Origin of the sequence: Streptomyces coeruleorubidus (genome assembly GCF_028885415.1) — a bacterium.
Lineage (GTDB): Bacteria > Actinomycetota > Actinomycetes > Streptomycetales > Streptomycetaceae > Streptomyces > Streptomyces coeruleorubidus_A.
The window spans coordinates 8,266,899-8,285,639 of record NZ_CP118527.1; the positions used below are offsets into that span (position 1 = coordinate 8,266,899).

The window sequence follows — 18,741 nt, forward strand, 5'->3', positions numbered from 1 at the left end:
GTCGGATCAGCCACGGGCGGCGGCGAGGGATTCCCGAGCCGCGGCCACCACGTTCTGGGGGGTGAATCCGTACTCGGCGAACAGGGTCTTGGCGTCGGCGGAGGCGCCGAAGTGCTCCAGGGAGACGATGCGTCCCGCGTCCCCCACGAACCGGTGCCAGGTCAGGCCGATACCGGCCTCGACCGCGACCCGGGCCTTCACGGACGGCGGCAGGACACGCTCGCGGTACTCGCGGGGCTGCTCCTCGAACCACTCCACGGACGGCATGGACACCACCCGCGTGGGCACGCCCGTCGCCTGGAGCTGCTCACGCGCCTCGACGGCGACGTGCACCTCGGAACCGGTGGCGATCAGGATCACCTGCGGCTCGCCGCCTTCCGCCTCGGCCAGCACATAACCGCCGCGTGCCACATCCGGGTTCGCCTCGTACGTGGGCACGCCCTGGCGGGTGAGCGCGAGACCGTGCGGGGCCGGGTCGGTGGTGTGCCGCCTGAGGATCTCGGCCCAGGCGAGCGCGGTCTCGCCCGCGTCGGCCGGGCGTACGACGTTCAGGCCCGGGATGGCCCGCAGCGACGCCAGGTGCTCGACCGGCTGGTGGGTCGGGCCGTCCTCGCCCAGGCCGATGGAGTCGTGCGTCCACACGTACGTCACGGGCAGCTGCATCAGGGCCGACATCCGCACGGCGTTGCGCATGTAGTCGGAGAACACCAGGAAGGTGCCGCCGTAGATGCGCGTGTTGCCGTGCAGCGCGATGCCGTTCATCTCCGCGGCCATGGAGAACTCGCGGATGCCGAAGTGGATCGTCCGGCCGTACGGGTCGGCCTCCGGCAGCGGGTTGCCCTCCGGCAGGAAGGACGACGCCTTGTCGATCGTGGTGTTGTTCGAACCGGCCAGGTCGGCCGAGCCGCCCCACAGCTCGGGGACGACGGCGCCGAGGGCCTGGAGCACCTTGCCGGACGCGGCACGGGTGGCGACCGCCTTGCCCGGCTCGAACACCGGCAGGGCGTCCTCCCAGCCCGCGGGCAGCTCGCCCTTGCTGACCCGGTCGAACGTCGCGGCGCGCTCCGCGTTCTCGCCGCGCCAGGCGGCGATCCGCTTGTCCCAGGCGGCGTGCGCCTCGGCGCCCCGGTCCAGGGCCCTGCGGGTGTGCGCCAGCACCTCGTCGGCGACCTCGAAGGTCTTCTCCGGGTCGAAGCCGAGGAGGCGCTTGGTGGCGGCGACCTCGTCCTCCCCGAGCGCCGAGCCGTGGGAGGCCTCGGTGTTCCGCGCGTTCGGGGCGGGCCAGGCGATGATGGTGCGCATCGCGATGATCGAGGGGCGTCCGGTCTCGGCCTGAGCCTCCTTCAGCGCCGCGTACAGCGCGTGCACGTCGACGTCGCCGTCCTCCCGCGGCGCGATCCGCTGCACGTGCCAGCCGTAGGCCTCGTACCGCTTCAGCACGTCCTCGGAGAACGCGGTCGCGGTGTCGCCCTCGATGGAGATGTGGTTGTCGTCGTAGAGGAAGACCAGGTTGCCGAGCCTCTGGTGGCCGGCCAGCGAGGAGGCCTCGGCGGAGACGCCCTCCTGGAGGTCGCCGTCGGAGACGACGGCCCAGACGGTGTGGTCGAAGGGGGATTCGCCCTCGGGGGCGTCGGGGTCGAACAGGCCGCGCTCGTAGCGGGCGGCCATCGCCATGCCGACCGCGTTCGCGACGCCCTGGCCGAGCGGGCCGGTGGTGGTCTCCACGCCCGCGGTGTGCCCGTACTCGGGGTGGCCGGGCGTCTTGGAGCCGTGCGTGCGGAACGCCTTCAGGTCGTCCAGCTCCAGCTCGTAGCCCGCGAGGTACAGCTGCGTGTAGAGGGTCAGCGACGTGTGGCCGGGGGACAGGACGAAGCGGTCACGTCCGGTCCACTCCGGATCGGCCGGGTCGTGCCGCATCACCTTCTGAAAGATCGTGTAGGCGGCCGGGGCCAGGCTCATCGCGGTGCCGGGGTGGCCGTTTCCGACCCGCTGGACGGCATCGGCCGCCAGCAGACGGGCGGTGTCGACGGCACGCCGGTCGAGTTCGGTCCATTCGAAGCTGTCCGCTGGCTGCGTGCTCATCTTCAAGAAGTCCTCAATAGGAGCGAAGTGGCTGTCTGACGTGTTCAAAACTAAAAGTCTGACTTTTTAGGCGGAAGGTCGCCGTGTGCCAGCCTGTGGTGAAAGTGGGACACCCATTGGCGGCGCGGCAGGCGAGCGGGGCGGTACGAGGCGGACATGGCGGATATGGCAGGCAGAAGCGTCCAAGGCGGCGACGGGATCAGAACGTTCCCCTTCCCGGTCGAGCTGAGTGTCGGCGGCGTCGGCATGCAGGTCGGCCCGATGGGCACCGGCCGCACCTGGCACGCCGACGCGCCCCTGGAGCGCGTGCACCGCATCGACTTCCACGTCGTGCTGCTGTTCGGCGAGGGCCCGGTCCGGCACATGGTCGACTTCACCGAGTACGAGGCCACGGCCGGGGACCTGCTGTGGATCCGCCCGGGGCAGGTCCACCGCTTCTCCCGCACGAGCGAGTACCGCGGAACGGTGCTGACCATGCAGCCGGGCTTCCTGCCCCGCGCGACCGTGGAGGCCACCGGCCTGTACCGCTACGACCTGCCGCCGCTGCTGCGCCCCGACGCGGCCCAACTCGCCGGTCTGCGCAACGCGCTCGGCCAGCTACGGCGCGAGTACGAGGACACGGACACGCTGCCGCTGAGCCTGCACACCGCCGTCCTGCGCCACTCGCTGACGGCGTTCCTGCTGCGGCTCGCCCATCTCGCCGCCAGTTCGGCGGAGTCGGTACGACAGCCGTCCGACTCCCCCTTCACCCTCTTCCGGGACGCCGTGGAGAAGGACTTCGCCACCAACCACAGCGTCAGCGCCTACGCCGACGCGCTCGGCTACTCCCGCCGCACCCTGGTCCGCGCGGTCCGCGCCGCGACCGGCGACACCCCCAAGGCCTTCATCGACAAGCGCGTGGTCCTGGAGGCCAAACGGCTCCTCGCCCACACCGACCTGCCGATCGGCCGGGTCGGCGCGGCGGTCGGCTTCCCCGACGCCGCGAACTTCTCCAAGTTCTTCCACCAGCACACGGACCTGACGCCGGCGGCGTTCCGGGCGGAACTGCGCTGAGGTTACGGAGGCCGGGCAGCGAAAAGGGGCCCCACGCGCGCGTGGAGCCCCCTGCCGGGGACCGTCAGTGCCCGAAGGTGAACCAGTTGACGTTCACGAAGTCCGCCGGCTGTCCGCTGGTGAAGGTCAGATACACGTCGTGCGTGCCCGTCACGGAACTGATGTTCGCCGGGATCGTCCGCCACGACTGCCAGCCGCCGGTGCTGCCCACCGCGAAGCTCCCGATGGGCGCGTTGCTCCGGCTGCCCAGCCGCACCTCGACCAGTCCGCTGACGCCGCCCGCCGCACCGCTCGCGACCCGGGCGCTGAACTGCCGGGCGGCCGTGGAGCCGAAGTTGACGCCCTTGAAGTGCAGCCAGTCGCCGTTCGCCAGCGAGCCGACGTTCTGGCCGCCGCCGGAGTCGGACGTCGTCTCGGTCATCACACCGGACTGGCCGTCGTAGGACTCGGCCTGGATGGTGGAGTAGGCGTCGTGGTTGCCGGTCGGGGGAGGCGTCGTGCCGCCGCCGGAGGACAGCACCTGGACGTAGTCGACGACCATCGGGTGGCCGGGCTGCGTCCCGGCGTCGGGGCCGCCGCCGAACGCGTCGGGGAAGCCGCCGCCCATCGCGACGTTCAGGATGATGAAGAAGCCGTGGTCCGTGGCGTTGCGCCAGGTCGTCGCGTCGACCTGGTTGGCGCGCACGGTATGGAAGTTGACGCCGTCGAGGTAGAAGCGGATCTCCTCGATACTCGTCGAGCGGTCCCACTCCATCCGGTAGGTGTGGAAGCCGGCCTGGCAGGTGGTGCCCTGGCAGGTGGTCGAACTGCCGATGCCGCTCGTCTCGTTGCAGGGGCCGCCCGGCGAGGTGCCGCAGTGCATCGTCGCGAACACCGTGTTCTGGCCCTGGGTGTTCTCCATGATGTCCAGCTCGCCGACGCCCGGCCAGTTCCAGTAGTTGCCGCGGTAGGGGGCGCCCAGCATCCAGAACGCCGGCCAGTAGCCCTTGGCCGCGGCCCCGGTGACGTTCGGCACCTGGATGCGCGACTCCACGCGGAGCTTGCCGCCGGCCGGGGGCTGGAAGTCGGTGCGATTGGTCTCGATGCGGCCGGAGGTCCAGTTGCCGGCGCCGTCACGCCGCGGGGTGATGCGCAGATTGCCGTTGCCGTCGAGCGAGACGTTGTCCGTGCTGCTCGTCATCGTCTCGATCTCGCCGGTGCCCCAGTTGGCGGGGCCGCCCGGGTAACCCTTGCCGGTCGCGTATTGCCAGTGGGACGTGTTGACGCCGCTGCCGGCCGGGCCGTTGAAGTCGTCGAGGAAGACCTGGCTCCAGCCCGACGGGGGCGGCGGCGCGGAGGCGCTCGCGGACGGAGTCGCGGCGGTGGCGGCGACCGCGGCGAGGCCGAGTGTGCTGACGACGGCGACGAACGCCCGCCGCAAGGGGCGCCGTGCGCGGGGTCTGCCGGAGGTGTCACTCATGTGGGGATGCCTCTCGGATACGAGTGCGGGAGGGTGAGGACGCCCCTGTGAGAGCGCTCTCAAAGTGTCGTCAATGTGCTCCACGCCACCCGGGTCGTCAAGAGGTGAAACCGGGAAAAGTACGCGGCGGTTGATGAGTGCAGGTCCTGAACGGGCTGTGTCGGCCTGGGTGTTGGGGGCCTGACGGAGAACGCGAGGACGAGCAGGAGAAGCAGCCGCAGTGCATGCTGCCACCCGGTGTGGCGTGCCGGCCACCTTGCCCACCGCTGAGGTCTTCCCGACCGCACCATCGCCGATTCCCCCGTCTCAGGCGTCGGGGAGCTCTGCGGGGTTCGACTTACGGCGGGCCGCGACGGTTGTCCCCAGGGGCCGTTGTCACACCCTCCTGCGATGATCACGGCATGGACGTCACCTTGCAGCTGACCATCGACTGCGCCGACCCGGCCAAGCTCGTGACCTTCTGGACCGAGGCCCTCGGATACGTGCCCGAACCGGCCCCCGGCGGGCACCCCACCTGGCGGGCCTACTGGGAGGACATGGGGGTGCCCGCGGAGGAACTGACCGAGGGAGTGGGGGAGACCCCCGAGTCGATCGTCGATCCGGAGGGACGGGGGCCCCGCATCTGGTTCCAGCGGGTGCCGGAGGGCAAGACCGTCAAGAACCGCGTGCATATCGACCTCAAGGTCGGCGGCGGCCGGGGCGTTCCCCTGCCGGAGCGCACCCGGAGAGTCAGGGCGAAGGTGGACCGGCTGACCTCGGCCGGCGCGACGGTGCTGCGGGTCATGGACGAGCCGGACATGGACTACTACGGCGTCGTGCTGCGGGACCCGGAGGACAACGAGTTCTGCGTGGCCTGAGTGCCACCGACCGCTCTGCCGAACCCGCCGCTTCAGGTCCGTTCCGGCTGCCACCCCAGGGCCCGTGAGATCCCGCGCGCCGCCACTCGTACCGCCGGGACCAGCACCGGCACCTGGGCGTCGGCGTGCGGCACCACGATGGACACGGCGGCGGCCACCGAGCCGTCCGCCGTGCGCACCGGCGCGGCCACCGACAGGGCGTCCTCCGTGACCTGACGGTCGCTCACCGCGACGCCGGCCCGGCGCACTTCGGCGAGTGCCCGCCGCAGCCGCGCCGGGTCGGTGATCGTGTACGGCGTGAAGGACGCGAGTCCGCCCGCGCAGTACTCCTCCTGGAACTCCGGGTCCCCATGGGCCAGCAGGGCGAGCCCGACGCCGGTGGCGTGCAGCGGCCAGCGGGCGCCGACGCGGATGTGCACGCCGACCGCCGAGCGCCCCGACAGCCACTCGATGTAGACGACGTCCGAGCCGTCCCGCACCGCCAGCTGCACGTTCTCGTGCGTCGCCTCGTACAGGTCCTCCAGGTACGGCAGCGCGATCTGCCGCAGGGCGAGGCCGCGCGGCGCCAGTGCGGCGATCTCCCACAGCCGGAGCCCGACGTGGTAGACGCCGGACTCGTCCCGTTCCAGGGCACCCCATTCGGTGAGCGCGCCCACCAGCCGGTGGGCGGTGGTCAGGCTCAGCCCGGCCCGCCGGCTGATGTCGGTCAGGCACAGGGCCGGGTGCTCGTGGTCGAAGGCCGCGAGGACGGACAGCAGCCGGTCGGTCGCCGTGGGCGCGCCCCCTGTGCCGGAGGAGCCGAGAACTCGGGGCAGAGCGGTCATGGCCGGGTGTCTCCCGGGTGGGCGAGGTCGTAGGGGCGGGGGTAGGAGGTCGGCCGGTACGGGACGTAACGGGGCTCGGCCGTCGGATCCGCCGCCGTCGCACGGGAGTTGAGGGCGCCGGGCGAGGCGTCCCAGCGGCCGGTGTCGAGGCGGTGTTCCAGGGTGTGCAGGGCGGCCAGGGTCTCGCCGGGGGTGAACGTGCAGTGGCCGGGGGCGTCGACGTAGGCCTGGCGGAACAGCGGCCCGGAGCCGGCCGCCGTGGCCGCCCGCCGGTAGGCGCTCTCCGCCTGCACCGGTATCAGCGCGTCACCGGTCGTGTGGATGTTCAGCTGGGGGTCGGCGAGCCGGCCGGAGAGCACGCTGGTGTTCCGCATCCACCGCACGGCCGGGGCATCGGCGAAGACGCGGGGTGCCCGGCCCAGGGCCGAGAGGTCGGTACGCAAGGACAGTCCCGCCTCCTTGTAGAGCTCCGTCACCTCTTTGTACAGCGGTGACCTGGCGAGCATCACCCCGTAGTCGACGCCCGTGTTCCACGACGGGTTGCCGCCCGCCCGGCTCTCGGCCTCCTGCCGCCAGCTGAACGCGGGCATCTGGATCAGGCCCCGCACGGCGGTGTACTGGTTGGCCTGCTGCGTCTGCCAGTCCGTGGGGCCCGGCTCGGTCTGCGAGGCGTCGTTGTAGCCGGGGATGTCGTGCAGGGCGGCGGCCAGGGCGATCCGCGCCCGGCCCTCGGGGGTCCGCTGCGCGGCGTCGACCTTCGTGGTGAGCGCCTTCCCGGCGGCGACCGCCTCCGCCTGGCCGGCGAAGCCGGTGAGCCGGATCCCGGAGTCCGGCGCGAGGAGCGTGCGCAGCGCGAACACCGGGTCCAGGGTGCTGTTCCAGTTGGCGACGCCGCCCTGCACCAGCCCGCACATCGACAGGGAACCGTCGAACCGGCCGGCGTGCCGCTCGGCGAGCATCGTCGTGACGAAGCCGCCGTACGAGGTGCCCCAGGCGAGCGTCCGCCGGGCCGCCCCGAACTTCTCGGTGAACAGGTCCAGCGTGGCGAGCTGGTCGGGCACCGCCTCGGTGACGGCCCAGCCGTTCGTCGCGTACGAGGAGCCGATCAGGGCGTAGCCCTCGGCCAGCAGCTTGTCCCGGGCGGCCGCACCCGGGGTGTTCTGGGCCGGGTTGGGGGCTCCGGCCGGGGTGTAGCCGTGGCTGTACAGCAGCACCGTGCCGTTCCAGGACGCGGGTACGTCCATCACGTAGGCGGCGCCGGAGGGGAGCCGGCCCTCCAGATGGGTGTCCCTGGCGGCGGCTTGCGCGGGCAGTGCGGTCGCCAGGGACAGGCAGGCGGTCAGTAAAGCGAGGCGGATCCTCAACGCGGGGTCCCTTCCAGGGTGGGGGTGGTCGCGGCGGGGGAGTCCAGGGCATCGGTGTGCGTCTCGCGCAGCCGCCACACGGTGACGGCGGTGATCGCCGCGCCCGCGCACAGCAGCAGCGAGACGGGCGTGCTGCCGCCCCCGTACGAGGCGAGGAGGCTGCCGGCGATCAGCGGGGAGAACCCGGCGCCGACCAGGGTGGCCGCCTGGTAGCCGAGGGAGGCGCCGGTGTAGCGGACGCGGGTGCCGAACATCTCGGTGAGCAGGGCGCCGAGCGGCCCGTACATCGTGGACTGGGCGACACCGTGACCGAGGGCGAGGGCGAGGATCAGCAGTCCGGGTGAGCCGGAGTCGACCAGCGCCAGGACGGGGAAGGCGAGCGCGGCGGAGGCGACCGCTCCGGCGAGCACGACGGGCCGGCGGCCGACCCGGTCCGACAGCGCGGACGCGGCGGGCAGCACGGCGAGGGCCACGCAGGAGGCGACGGTCACCGCGGTCAGCACCTGCGGGCGGGTGTACCCCTGGTCGACGGCGTAGGAGATCATGAAGCTGGTCAGCAGCGACTGCGTGGTGAACGCGCCGATGCCGACGCACGCGGCCAGCAGCACGGGCTTCGGGCGGCGCAGCACCTCAAGGATCGGCGGCTTGTCCATCGGTTCCCGCTTGACCTGGGCGAACAGCGGGCTCTCGGCGACCTTGAGGCGCACGAACAGCCCGACGGCCAGCAGCACGATGCTCAGCAGGAACGGCACCCGCCAGCCCCAGGAGCGGAACTCGTCGTCGGGCAGGCCGGCGACGATGGTGACCACACCGGCCGACAGCACGGAACCGAGCGGGGCGCCGAGCTGGGTGAAGCTGGACCACAGGCCGCGCCGGGAACCCTGCGTGTGCTCGGCGTGCTCGACGACCATCAGCATCGCGCCGCCCCACTCGCCGCCGATCGCGATGCCCTGCACCACACGCAGGGCGACCAGCAGGACCGGTGCCCAGATGCCGATCGCGTCGTACGTCGGCAGCAGGCCGATGAGGAAGCTGCCGCAGCCCATCAGGACCATGGTCAGCAGCATCATCGACTTGCGGCCGATCCGGTCGCCGAAGTGGCCGAAGACGATGCCGCCGAGCGGGCGGGCGAGATAGCCCGCGGCGAAGGTGCCGAACGCCGCGATGGTGCCGACCGCCGGGTCGGCCTGGGGGAAGAACAGCTCGCCGAAGACGAGCGCGGCGACCGTGCCGTAGACGAGGAAGTCGTAGAACTCGACGGCCGTACCGAGCAGGCCGGAGACGGCCACGCGGCGCAACTGGCGGGAATCGGGGGCGGGTTGAGCGGCGGAGGAGGGGGATGGCTGCACGGGAGCTCCCTGGGGACGGGTCTCGGTTAGCCGGTGAAGTTATGCATCCCTCGTGCAGCCGTCAATCATTTGCACAACATCAGTTCAGTCCGTCCTCGGCGATCCGCAGCAGCAGCGCGTGCAGCGCCTCGCGCTCGGCGGGGTCCAGCGGGCCCAGGAGCTCGTTCGTCACCCGCTGGCCGGCCTCGTCGGTGTCGCGCAGGAACGCGCGGCCGCTCTCGGTCAGCACGACGATCCGGCTGCGGCGGTCGTCGGGGGAGGGGCGGCGCTCGGCGAAGCCCTGCTTCTCCAGGTCGTCGACGAGGCCGACGATCGCGCTCGGGTCGTAGCCGAGCCGGGTGCTCAGCTCGCGCTGGAGGGTGCCCTCGGAGGTGGCGAGGAAGCGCAGCACCGCGTAGTGGCGCAGGCGCAGGCCCGACTCCTGGAGGCAGGCGTTGAACAGCTGCCCCGAGCGCAGGCCCAGGCGGTACAGCAGGTAGCCCGTGTCGGCGTGCAGAGCGCGCATCCACGGCTCGTGCGCGTCGATGGGGGCTGGGTTCTTGACGTGCTGGCGGCTGATGGCGGGCTCCCTGGTCGTGCGGCGGTCTGGCGGTGCTGGGCACAGTCTTGCGCACCCCAGGGTCGGCAACAACTATTGACGTCAACAATTATTGCTCTTAGCTTCGATCTCGAAGCCGCGCCGCATCTCCTGGATGCGCACCACCCGCATCACCATGTGAAGGGACCCGCCCGTGCCCAGCATCGATCTCACCGGCAAGGCCGCCGTCGTCACCGGAAGCGGCCGGGGCCTCGGCCTCGCCTATGCCCACGCCCTGGCCGCCCACGGCGCGTCCGTGGTCGTCAACGACGTCGACGAGGCGGTGGCCGAGGCGGCCGTGAAGTCCATCACCGAGGCGGGCGGCAAGGCCGTGGCGGAGGTGGTCCCGGTCGGTACGACCGAGGCGGCGGACCGGCTGGTCGCCCGCGCGGTCGAGGAGTTCGGCCGGCTGGACGTCCTCGTCACCAACGCGGGCATCCTCCGCGACAAGGTGCTGTGGAAGATGACCGACGAGGACTTCGACGCGGTGATCACCACGCACCTCAAGGGCACCTTCACCTGCGCCCGCGCCGCCGCCGTCCGGATGCGCGAACAGGGCGAGGGCGGCTCGCTGATCCTGGTCGGCTCCCCGGCCGGCCAGCGCGGCAACTTCGGCCAGACGAACTACGCCGCCGCCAAGGCCGGCATCGCGGCGATGGCCCGCACCTGGTCCATGGAGCTGGGCCGCGCGAACATCACCGTCAACGCGATCGTGCCGGTCGCCGCGACCGCGATGACCGAGACGATCCCGGCCTTCGCCCCGTACATCGAGGCCATGCGCGGCGGCGAGCCGCTGCCGGACTTCCTGCGCAAGGGCGAGGGCTTCGGCACCCCCGAGGACTGCGCCGCCCTGGTCCCGTTCCTGGCCTCCGAGGCCGCGCGCGGCGTGACCGGTCAGTGCATCGGCATCGGCGGCGACAAGGTGGCACTCTGGTCGCATCCGCAGGAGATCAGGGCGGCGTACGCCGACGGCGGCTGGACCCCCGGCACCCTGGCGGACGCCTGGCCCACCTCGGTCGGTGCCGAGCTCCAGTCGGTCGGCATCCCGGCGCCGAAGTTCCCGGAGGCGTGATGGACCTGAACGACCTCGTCGCGATCGACGTCCACACCCACGCGGAGGTCTCCTCCAAGGGCCACTCCTCCCTGGACGACGACCTGCACGACGCCTCCTCGGCCTACTTCAAGGTCGAGGGCAAGCGGAAGCCGACCCTGGAGGAGACCGCCGCCTACTACCGCGAGCGGAAGATGGCCGCCGTGATCTTCACGGTGGACGCCGAGTCCGCCACCGGCACGGCGCCCGTCCCCAACGAGGAGGTCGCCGAGGCCGCCGCCGCCAACGCCGACGTCCTCATCCCCTTCGCCTCCATCGACCCCTTCCGCGGGAAGGCCGGCGTGAAGCAGGCCCGGCGCCTGGTGGAGGAGTACGGGGTGAAGGGCTTCAAGTTCCACCCCAGCATCCAGGGCTTCTTCCCCAACGACCGGTCGGTGGCGTACGACCTGTACGAGGTGATCGAGGAGACCGGCACGATCGCCCTGTTCCACACCGGCCAGACCGGCATCGGCGCCGGCGTGCCCGGCGGGGGCGGCATCAGGCTCAAGTACTCCAACCCGCTGCACGTGGACGACGTCGCCGCCGACTTCCCGCACCTGAAGATCATCCTGGCCCACCCGTCGTTCCCCTGGCAGGACGAGGCCCTGGCCGTCGCCACGCACAAGCCGGGCGTGCACATCGACCTGTCCGGCTGGTCGCCGAAGTACTTCCCGCCGCAGCTCGTGCAGTACGCGAACACACTGCTGAAGGACAAGGTCCTCTTCGGCTCCGACTTCCCCGTCCTCACCCCCGACCGCTGGCTCGCCGACTTCGACAAGCTGACGATCAAGGAAGAGGTCCGGCCGAAGATCCTCAAGGAGAACGCCGCCCGCCTGCTCGGGCTGACGAAACCGTAAGGGGCGTGACATGCGCAACGAGGGACTGGGGTCGTGGCCCGCACGCCGGGCCCGCAAGACCCCGCACCGCACCGCCCTGATCCACGGCGACACCACCCGCACCTACGCCGGCCTGTACGACCGCACCACCCGCCTCGCCCACGCCCTGCGCGAGCGGGGCGTCCGCCGCGGCGACCGCGTCGCCTACCTCGGCCCGAACCACCCCTCCTACCTGGAGACGATGTTCGCGGCCGGCACGCTCGGCGCGGTCTTCGTCCCCCTCAACATCCGGCTGGCCGGCCCGGAGATCGCCTACCAGCTCGCCGACTCCGGCGCCAAGGCCCTCGTCTACGGCCCCTCGCACGCCGGTCTGGTCGCGGGACTGCCGGGCAGCACGGACGTCCGTACGTACGTCGAGGTGGGCGCCGAGTACGAGGAGGCGCTGGCCTCGGCCTCCCAGGAGCCCATCGACACGCCGGTCGCCCCGGACGACACCTGCATCATCATGTACACCTCGGGGACGACCGGCCGCCCCAAGGGCGCGATGCTCACCCACGGCAACCTCACCTGGAACGCGATCAACGTCCTCGTCGACCACGACCTGCTCGCCGACGAACGCGCCCTGGTCTCCGCCCCGCTGTTCCACACCGCAGGCCTGAACATGCTGACGCTCCCGGTCCTGCTGAAGGGCGGCACCTGCGTCCTGGTCGAGGCCTTCGACCCGAACGCCACCTTCGACCTGATCGAACGGCACCGGATCACCTTCATGTTCGGCGTGCCCACCATGTTCGACCAGGTGGCCCGGCACCCGCGCTGGCCGGACGCCGACCTGTCGTCGCTGCGCATCCTGACCTGCGGCGGCTCCCCGGTGCCCACCCCGCTGATCGCGGCGTACCAGAGGCGCGGCCTGACCTTCCTCCAGGGCTACGGCATGACCGAGGCGGCCCCAGGCACGTTGTTCCTGGACGCCGAGCACGCCGTCAGCAAGGCGGGGTCGGCGGGCGTGCCGCACTTCTTCAGCGACGTACGCGTCGTACGGCCCGACCTCGCGCCGGTCGAGGTCGGCGAGGTGGGCGAGGTCGTGGTGCGCGGGCCGCACGTCATGCCCGGCTACTGGGGGCTGCCCGAGGAGACGGCCGCGTCCTTCGCGGACGGCTGGTTCCGCAGCGGCGACGCCGCCCAGGTCGACGAGGACGGCTACGTCTACATCGTCGACCGCCTCAAGGACATGATCATCTCCGGCGGCGAGAACATCTACCCCGCCGAGATCGAGGACCAGATCCTCGCCCACCCGGACATCGTCGAGTGCGCGGTGATCGGGGTGCCGGACGACAAGTGGGGCGAGGTGCCCCGCGCGGTCGTCGTGCCCCGCGAGGGCGCCGCACTCGACCCCGACGAGGTGCTGGCGTCGCTCGCCGGCCGCCTCGCCAAGTACAAGATCCCGAAGTCGGTCGTGGTGGCGGACGAGCTGCCTCGCACCGCCTCCGGGAAGCTCCTCAAATCCCGTGTGCGCAAGCGCTACGGCACCGACTCCCAGTGAAGGACGGCTCCATGAGCATCACCGTCAACGGCCTCGACGAACTGAAGAAGCTCGCGGGCAGCGACCTCGGCACCAGCGAGTGGATCGAGGTCACGCAGGAGCGGATCGACACCTTCGCCGACGCGACCGGGGACCACCAGTGGATCCACGTGGATCCCGAGAAGGCCAAGGAGGGTCCCTTCGGTGCCCCCATCGCGCACGGCTACCTCACGCTCTCCCTCTTCATCCCGCTGTTCACCGAGCTGCTGGACGTCCAGGGCGTGACGACGAAGGTCAACTACGGCCTCAACAAGGTGCGTTTCCCCTCCCCGGTGAAGGTGGGCTCCCGCATCCGGCTGACGGCGAAGCTCGCCGAGGTCGAGGAGGTGCCGGGCGGTGTACAGATCACGGTCGACGGCGCCATCGAGATCGAGGGCGGCGCCAAGCCGGCCGCGGTGCTCCAGAGCCTGTCGCGGTTCTACGCCTGAGGCCGCGCGGGCATCAGGTCGAGCAGGCGTTCGAAGGCATCACGCGCGAGCGGTGAGAGCCGCTCGTGCACGGCCCGGAACGTCTTCTCGGCCTGTTCCGCCGGCCAGTCGTCCGGCAGGTGCTTGACGGGCAGGCGCGGATCGCGCCGGACGATCCGCAGCCACTCGGTCTGGAGCCGCAGCCGCAGCACGAGAGCGTCGTCGGCGTCCGGCAGTTCGTCCTCCCACGGCTGCCAGCTCCGTACGAACGCCTCGTAGCGGCCGGCCAGGTCGGACAGCTCCCAGGTCTCCTCGATCATCTGGCCGATGTCCATCCCGGCGTCGGCATGCGCGCGGAAGACCTTCACATGGGCGGACAGGCCGAGCTCGGCGACCAGCGCCGACACGTCGACCTCGCCCGGCGCGATCCACAGGCCGTTGAACAGCGGGCCGAAGCCGCTCCAGGTCAGCTGGGAGCGCAGGTCGTGGCGCTGGCGCTGCCAGGACTCGGGCAGGGAGAAGCCGAGCAGGGTCCAGGTGCCGTCCCAGTGCCGGTTGACGGCGCCGGTCTGCCAGATGCGCCGCTCGCCGTCGCGCAGCACGGCTTCCGAGCGCTCGGTCAGCCCGAAGTACATCCGGCGGCCCTCGCGCTGGCGGCGCAGCAGGTCACGGTTGACCATGCGGGTCAGCGTGGAGCGGGTCGCCTGCTCGCCGATCCCGGCGCGGGCGAACACGTCGATGACGCTGCCCGAGTAGACGCACACATCGCGTCCGAGAACCTGGTCGCCCAGGAACGTCAGCATGAGGGACTGGGGCCGCAGCGACTCTTCACCGGTCACGCGGCCCACCGTACCTCCGCTCGATCAGTCCGTGACCTGCTGGTACGTGTGGACGGCCGTCGTCACGGCGCACACGCCCGGCGGGATCATCTGCGCCCGCAGGGTGCCGCTGTTCGTGTCGTAGTCGACGCCCTCCGTCTCGAAGGCGCCCGTGCACACGCTGCGCTGCGGCAGCGCGAAGAGACTCGTCACCGTGCCGGTGACCGGCTGCCCGTCCGGCTTGCGGGGCAGGTCGACCTGGAGCAGCGGCCGGATCTCCGGGAAGAGAGTGCCCGAGGCGTCGTTCGAGGCGCACAGCAGGCGGGTACCGGTGACGAAGTCGCAGCCCTGGATGTCGCGCACGGGCTTGTCCAGGGTGATCTGCCCGGCCTCCCCCAGCTCGCCACCGGTGGGCGGCGTGGAGGGGTTGAGCAGCGGCGCCGGGAAGACCTGGAGCCGGTTCTGCACGCCCCACTCGCCCGACACCAGCCACTGGCCGTCGGGCGAGACGGTGGCGAAGGAGTTGTTCAGTTTCTCGCCCGGGTTCAGCGGGTGGACGTACTCGTAGCGCTTTCCGGCCGGGGTGGTGACCGCGAACATCTTGGAGGTGGCCGTGTCCGGGCCCTGGTAGGCGTCGAAGACATGGCCGCGCGCGATGTCCGGGTCGCCTATGTGGTTCCAGCCCTTGACCCGCAGGTCCAGCGGGATGGAGGCAAGACCGCGGTACAGCAGGGAGCCGTCCGCGCGGCTGGCCAGGCCCTGCCCGCCGCCGAGGGTGTCGGTGTACGCCGTGCCGGTCTGAGCCCACCGCGGGGCACCGGCGGCCGAGGCCGTTCCGGCGCCCAGCGTGAACACACCCAATAACGCGGTGGCGGCGAGCAGTTGACGTCTCATCAGATCAGACACCTTCCACGTCGACGAATACCGGGTTCGAATAGAACCACGTATCCGCCCACGGGTCACCGTCCCCGGGCGCGTGCGGAACCGGCCCGTGCGGGTCGACCGAGGCGCCGAGGTAGCCGGTGCCGTGCCGGTTGCCGTCGCTGCCGCGCAGCCGCACGTAGAAGGACTCCTCGCCCGCGGTCAGCGGGATGCGCAGGGTGTAGGTGCCCGTGCGGCCGGAGACGTCCTGCGAGCGGACGACGCGGGTGTCGGGGGCCTTCCAGGTGTCGCGGTCGGCGACCGGGCCGCGCACCGCGCCCCGGATGACGTCCACGTGTGCCAACTCGGGCAGGATGCCCCGCGGGTTGGGCCGCGAGGCGGTCGTCACGGTGACGTCCAGGGTGAGCCTCTCGCCCTTGCGGACCCGCAGCCGGCCGCCGAGCGTCACGCCCCGGCCCCGGTCGCGGTCCCGCTTCAGACGGACGTCGAGCCCGTCGAGCAGATGCCCGTGGTCGAGCCAGACCCGGCCCGCGCGCAGGCCCGCCATGACCGCGCGGTAGCCGTACCGAGTCACGCCCACATGAGTACGGCTGAACTGGCCGGGCCAGAAGTCGCTGCCCGGCTGCGGGGTGTCCGTGTTCACCGGGTCGGGCAGCTTCCCGGTGCTGTCGAAGGTCTGGCCGGGCTGCCAGTCGCCGTTCTTCCAAGTGTCGAAGACGATCCGGTGGGCGTCGGAGTTGGTGGTGATCGTAAGCAGCCGCCCCTCGGCGAGCATCGAGTCCCACAGACCGCCGACGGTGGCGGTCGCCCAGTCGAATCCGCCGTAAGTCAGGTAGGCGTTCGCCGGGTAGCCCGGCCAGGACTGCGCGGACGGCTTGTTCTCGTACTCGCCGCGGATCGACGTGGCGCCCCGCCAACCGGGGATGGCGGCGCCCTGGGCGCCCGGCGCGCCCTCCATGCCGATCATGATCCCGGGCGCCGCGTCCCGCCAGTTGCGCATCTCGTGCGGGGAGTCGATGCCCAGGCGCATCGGGTGGTTGGCGAGGACCAGCACGTCGTCGACGTATCCCGAACGGCGCTGCCCGGCCAGCCACTTGAGGGCCTTGACGGCGTGCGCCTCGTTGCGGGCGGTGTCCGCGTCGGCGGGGCCGCCCTTGTCGTAGCCGAGGAGTTTGCCGTCGTAGGCGCGCTCGAACCGGGTGAGCAGGTCGACCTCGTGCGGGCCGGGCGCGGTGAACACCGTGCAGTGCTCGGCCGCCGGGATGTACCACTCCAGGCCCTGGAAGATCAGCTGACGCGGGTTCTCGGCACGCGCCTTCAGGATCTCCCGGTGCTCCAGCGCGGCCCCGAAGTCGGCGTGCCCGAAGTTGGAGTGCTCGGTGAACACCATCCAGTCCAGGCCGTACTTCGCGCCCGCGGCGGCCAGTTGGGAGAACGTGTACTTGGCGTCGTGGCTGTAGACGGTGTGGATGTGGTGGTCGCCGACGAGGTAGGCGAGGCGAGGGTCCTCGCCGCCCAGCCGGCTGCTGCCGCCGTCGGCGGCCAGGGCCGGGGCCGCCGCCGGGCCCAGGGCGAACGCGGCGCCGAACAGGCCCGCGCGGCGCAGGAGCCCGCGGCGGGAGACGCCCTGAGGATCGAGGGTGGCGGGGGAGACGGACGGGTCGGCCCAGGCGGGCAGCCGCTGCTCGGTCATGAAGGTTCCCTGGGAGGTCAGTGGTTCATGAAGGAGGTGACGGGCAGCGCCCGGGCGACGATCCGGACGTCGCCGAGCCGGCCGCGGAAGATCTGGTCGATCTTTCCGCCGTACTCGTAGCCGCCGAGCAGCCACGGCAGGCCGACGGAGGTGATGCCGACGGAGGACGCCTTGGGGTTGCGCAGGACCGGGCAGCCCTCGACGTACATCGTGGTGTGCCTGCCGTCGTTGACGACCGCGAGGTGCCACCAGGTCTCCAGCGGTGTCTCCTGGCCCCAGTTGGTGGCGATGCCCTGCTGGTTGAGGGGGCGCATCGCCCACTGCGGTTCACGGTCGTTGGACAGGGACAGCGTCGCCAGCGGCTCGTCGGGGTCGTCGGCGGTCTTCCCGGCGGCGCCGCCCGTGCCCGTGCGCCCGACCAGACCCGACCAGGCGTTGTGGTCCGGATCCCAGTCGCCGGGCAGCCGGTAGAACGCCTCGATGGTGTAGCCGTCCTTGAACGTCGCCGAGTTGAGCGGAGCGCCGTCGACCGTGCGCAGGTAGGCGCCCTTCAGCGGGGACTTGAAGCCCTGGAACTCCAGGCTGCCGTGGCCCGGCTGGTCGGGGTGGTGGTCCGCCGACCAGCCCAGCGCGCCGCCGCCCACCGCGACGAGCGAGAGGTCGTTGCCGCGCCCGGACAGGTCCCGGACCGTTCCAGCCGTGCCGTCGACGGGCTTCTCGAATCGCCAGTACGCCACCGTGCCCGGGACCAGCATCTTCGCGGCGGGCCGCGCCGGACGGGCGGGCACGGGCGCGAAGCCGGAGAAGCGCTCCTCGAAGTCGATCTCGACGGAGAACCGGTCGGCGTCGCCGCTCAGCTCCATCTCCTGCCGCTCCAGCTCGTTGAGCCCCTTCCTCGCCCGGCCCAGGATCCACGGGGAGACCGTCTCCACGTCGATGACGTTGCGGTCCAGGTCGAACCGGTAGAGGCGGATCATCGCCGCGCCGCCGAAGTAGCGGTTCTGGTAGTTCGTCAGATGCAGGTGGACGTCGTGCCCGGCCGCGTTCTTCCGCGTCGCGCGGGCGGCGGGCCAGTAGTGCCCGTTGAGGGTGAGGAAGATCTGGTCGTGGTCCTCGATCAGCCGGTCCCACAGCTGCTGCCCGTACGCCGACAGGGAGTCCTCCTCGGCGACCAGCTCATGGGTGGTGAGGATGACGGGCGTCTTCGGATGCCGTGCCATCACATCCTTCGCCCACGCGTAGCCCTGCGGCGACAGCCGCCAGTCCAGCGCGAGCACCATCCACTCCCGGCCGCCCGCGGTGAACAGGTGGAAGGTGTTGTAGCCGTCCGGGGAGGCACCGCCGAACGCCGGCTTCCCCTTGAACCGCTGCGGCCCGAAGGCGTCCAGATACGGGGTCGCGCCGCGCTGGTCGGTCGTCGACGACTTCACGTCGTGGTTGCCGGCCAGGACGCTGTAGCCGACGCCCCGCCGGTCCAGCAGCGAGAACGCCTCGCTGATCGCCGCGAACTCCTCCTTCGCGCCGTTCTGCGTGAGGTCCCCGAGGTGGGACAGGAAGACGATGTTCTCCTGACTGCCGTGCTCCAGCAGATAGCGCAGCGACGCCTCGACCGGTGCCTTGTCGATGCTCGGCCCGTCGAAGAGGTACTGCGTGTCCGGCATCACGGCGAGGGTGAAGCGGCGGCTGCGCGGGTCGGGGCGCGGGCTCGCCGGTGCCGCCGCGGCGGTGACGGCCGGCAGCGCGGCCACCGCCGTGGCGGTCGCGCCGAGCAGCGCGGTCGCGCGCAGGAAACCGCGTCTTCCGGCACCGGCCTGGGGGGCCTCGCCCGGGTCGTGGTCATGCGAAGTGCACACAGGTGCTCCATGAGGTGA

At 71.5% G+C, this 18,741-nt stretch carries 16 protein-coding genes; 6 read left to right on the forward strand and 10 right to left on the reverse strand.

The features are described 5' to 3' along the window. Nucleotides 1-6: 6 nt before the first annotated feature. On the reverse strand, nucleotides 7-2,082 hold the full coding sequence (gene tkt, locus PV963_RS38135) for a transketolase (RefSeq protein ID WP_274821011.1): 2,076 nt from the start codon (nucleotides 2,080-2,082) through the stop codon (nucleotides 7-9). Between the two features lie 165 nt (nucleotides 2,083-2,247). Here tkt and PV963_RS38140 point away from each other — a divergent pair, with 165 nt between their 5' ends. Beyond that, nucleotides 2,248-3,135, forward strand: coding sequence for a helix-turn-helix domain-containing protein (locus PV963_RS38140; RefSeq protein WP_274821012.1), 888 nt, complete (start codon nucleotides 2,248-2,250; stop codon nucleotides 3,133-3,135). Nucleotides 3,136-3,199: 64 nt separating this feature from the next. On the opposite strand, the gene PV963_RS38145 is transcribed toward PV963_RS38140, so the two are convergent. Further along, nucleotides 3,200-4,594, reverse strand: coding sequence for a glycoside hydrolase family 16 protein (locus PV963_RS38145; protein WP_274821013.1), 1,395 nt, complete (start codon nucleotides 4,592-4,594; stop codon nucleotides 3,200-3,202). Nucleotides 4,595-4,995: 401 nt separating this feature from the next. Here PV963_RS38145 and PV963_RS38150 point away from each other — a divergent pair, with 401 nt between their 5' ends. Further along, nucleotides 4,996-5,451, forward strand: coding sequence for a VOC family protein (locus PV963_RS38150; protein ID WP_274821014.1), 456 nt, complete (start codon nucleotides 4,996-4,998; stop codon nucleotides 5,449-5,451). Between the two features lie 32 nt (nucleotides 5,452-5,483). Here PV963_RS38150 and PV963_RS38155 read toward each other — a convergent pair whose 3' ends face one another. The 4 genes from PV963_RS38155 to PV963_RS38170 form a co-directional block, all read right to left on the reverse strand. Continuing rightward, entirely contained in the window at nucleotides 5,484-6,275 is a 792-nt protein-coding gene (locus tag PV963_RS38155; protein WP_274821015.1) for an IclR family transcriptional regulator, read from the reverse strand. Next, nucleotides 6,272-7,639, reverse strand: coding sequence for an alpha/beta hydrolase family protein (locus PV963_RS38160; RefSeq protein WP_274821016.1), 1,368 nt, complete (start codon nucleotides 7,637-7,639; stop codon nucleotides 6,272-6,274). Before PV963_RS38160 ends, PV963_RS38155 begins: the two co-directional genes overlap by 4 nt. Continuing rightward, on the reverse strand, nucleotides 7,636-8,988 hold the full coding sequence (locus PV963_RS38165; protein WP_274821017.1) for an MFS transporter: 1,353 nt from the start codon (nucleotides 8,986-8,988) through the stop codon (nucleotides 7,636-7,638). The genes PV963_RS38160 and PV963_RS38165 overlap by 4 nt, the downstream gene beginning before the upstream one ends. Nucleotides 8,989-9,067: 79 nt before the next feature. Beyond that, nucleotides 9,068-9,493, reverse strand: coding sequence for a MarR family winged helix-turn-helix transcriptional regulator (locus PV963_RS38170; RefSeq protein ID WP_274821018.1), 426 nt, complete (start codon nucleotides 9,491-9,493; stop codon nucleotides 9,068-9,070). Between the two features lie 226 nt (nucleotides 9,494-9,719). Here PV963_RS38170 and PV963_RS38175 point away from each other — a divergent pair, with 226 nt between their 5' ends. From PV963_RS38175 to PV963_RS38190, 4 genes are read left to right on the forward strand one after another with little or no spacing between them, the layout of a single operon-like run. Continuing rightward, nucleotides 9,720-10,637, forward strand: coding sequence for an SDR family NAD(P)-dependent oxidoreductase (locus PV963_RS38175; RefSeq protein ID WP_274821019.1), 918 nt, complete (start codon nucleotides 9,720-9,722; stop codon nucleotides 10,635-10,637). Further along, nucleotides 10,637-11,512, forward strand: coding sequence for an amidohydrolase family protein (locus tag PV963_RS38180; RefSeq protein ID WP_086601287.1), 876 nt, complete (start codon nucleotides 10,637-10,639; stop codon nucleotides 11,510-11,512). The genes PV963_RS38175 and PV963_RS38180 overlap by 1 nt, the downstream gene beginning before the upstream one ends. A gap of 10 nt (nucleotides 11,513-11,522) precedes the next feature. Beyond that, a complete protein-coding gene (locus tag PV963_RS38185; protein WP_274821020.1) occupies nucleotides 11,523-13,031 on the forward strand; it encodes an acyl-CoA synthetase in 1,509 nt (502 codons plus the stop codon). Between the two features lie 11 nt (nucleotides 13,032-13,042). Continuing rightward, the gene (locus tag PV963_RS38190; RefSeq protein ID WP_086854653.1) at nucleotides 13,043-13,498 is read left to right on the forward strand and encodes a MaoC family dehydratase; all 456 of its coding nucleotides are present in this window, start codon (nucleotides 13,043-13,045) and stop codon (nucleotides 13,496-13,498) included. Here PV963_RS38190 and PV963_RS38195 read toward each other — a convergent pair. The 4 genes from PV963_RS38195 to PV963_RS38210 are packed head-to-tail and all read right to left on the reverse strand — an operon-like array spanning nucleotide 13,489 to nucleotide 18,723. Next, entirely contained in the window at nucleotides 13,489-14,316 is an 828-nt protein-coding gene (locus PV963_RS38195; RefSeq protein ID WP_274821021.1) for a PaaX family transcriptional regulator, read from the reverse strand. The two genes, PV963_RS38190 and PV963_RS38195, sit on opposite strands and share 10 nt — an antisense overlap. 24 nt (nucleotides 14,317-14,340) lie before the next feature. Continuing rightward, entirely contained in the window at nucleotides 14,341-15,189 is an 849-nt protein-coding gene (locus PV963_RS38200) for a hypothetical protein (RefSeq protein WP_274821022.1), read from the reverse strand. 4 nt (nucleotides 15,190-15,193) lie between these two features. Beyond that, complete coding sequence (locus PV963_RS38205) at nucleotides 15,194-16,870, reverse strand: PHP domain-containing protein (protein ID WP_274821023.1); 1,677 nt, start codon at nucleotides 16,868-16,870, stop codon at nucleotides 15,194-15,196. Nucleotides 16,871-16,887: 17 nt separating this feature from the next. Beyond that, on the reverse strand, nucleotides 16,888-18,723 hold the full coding sequence (locus tag PV963_RS38210) for a LamG-like jellyroll fold domain-containing protein (RefSeq protein WP_274821024.1): 1,836 nt from the start codon (nucleotides 18,721-18,723) through the stop codon (nucleotides 16,888-16,890). Nucleotides 18,724-18,741: the final 18 nt, after the last annotated feature.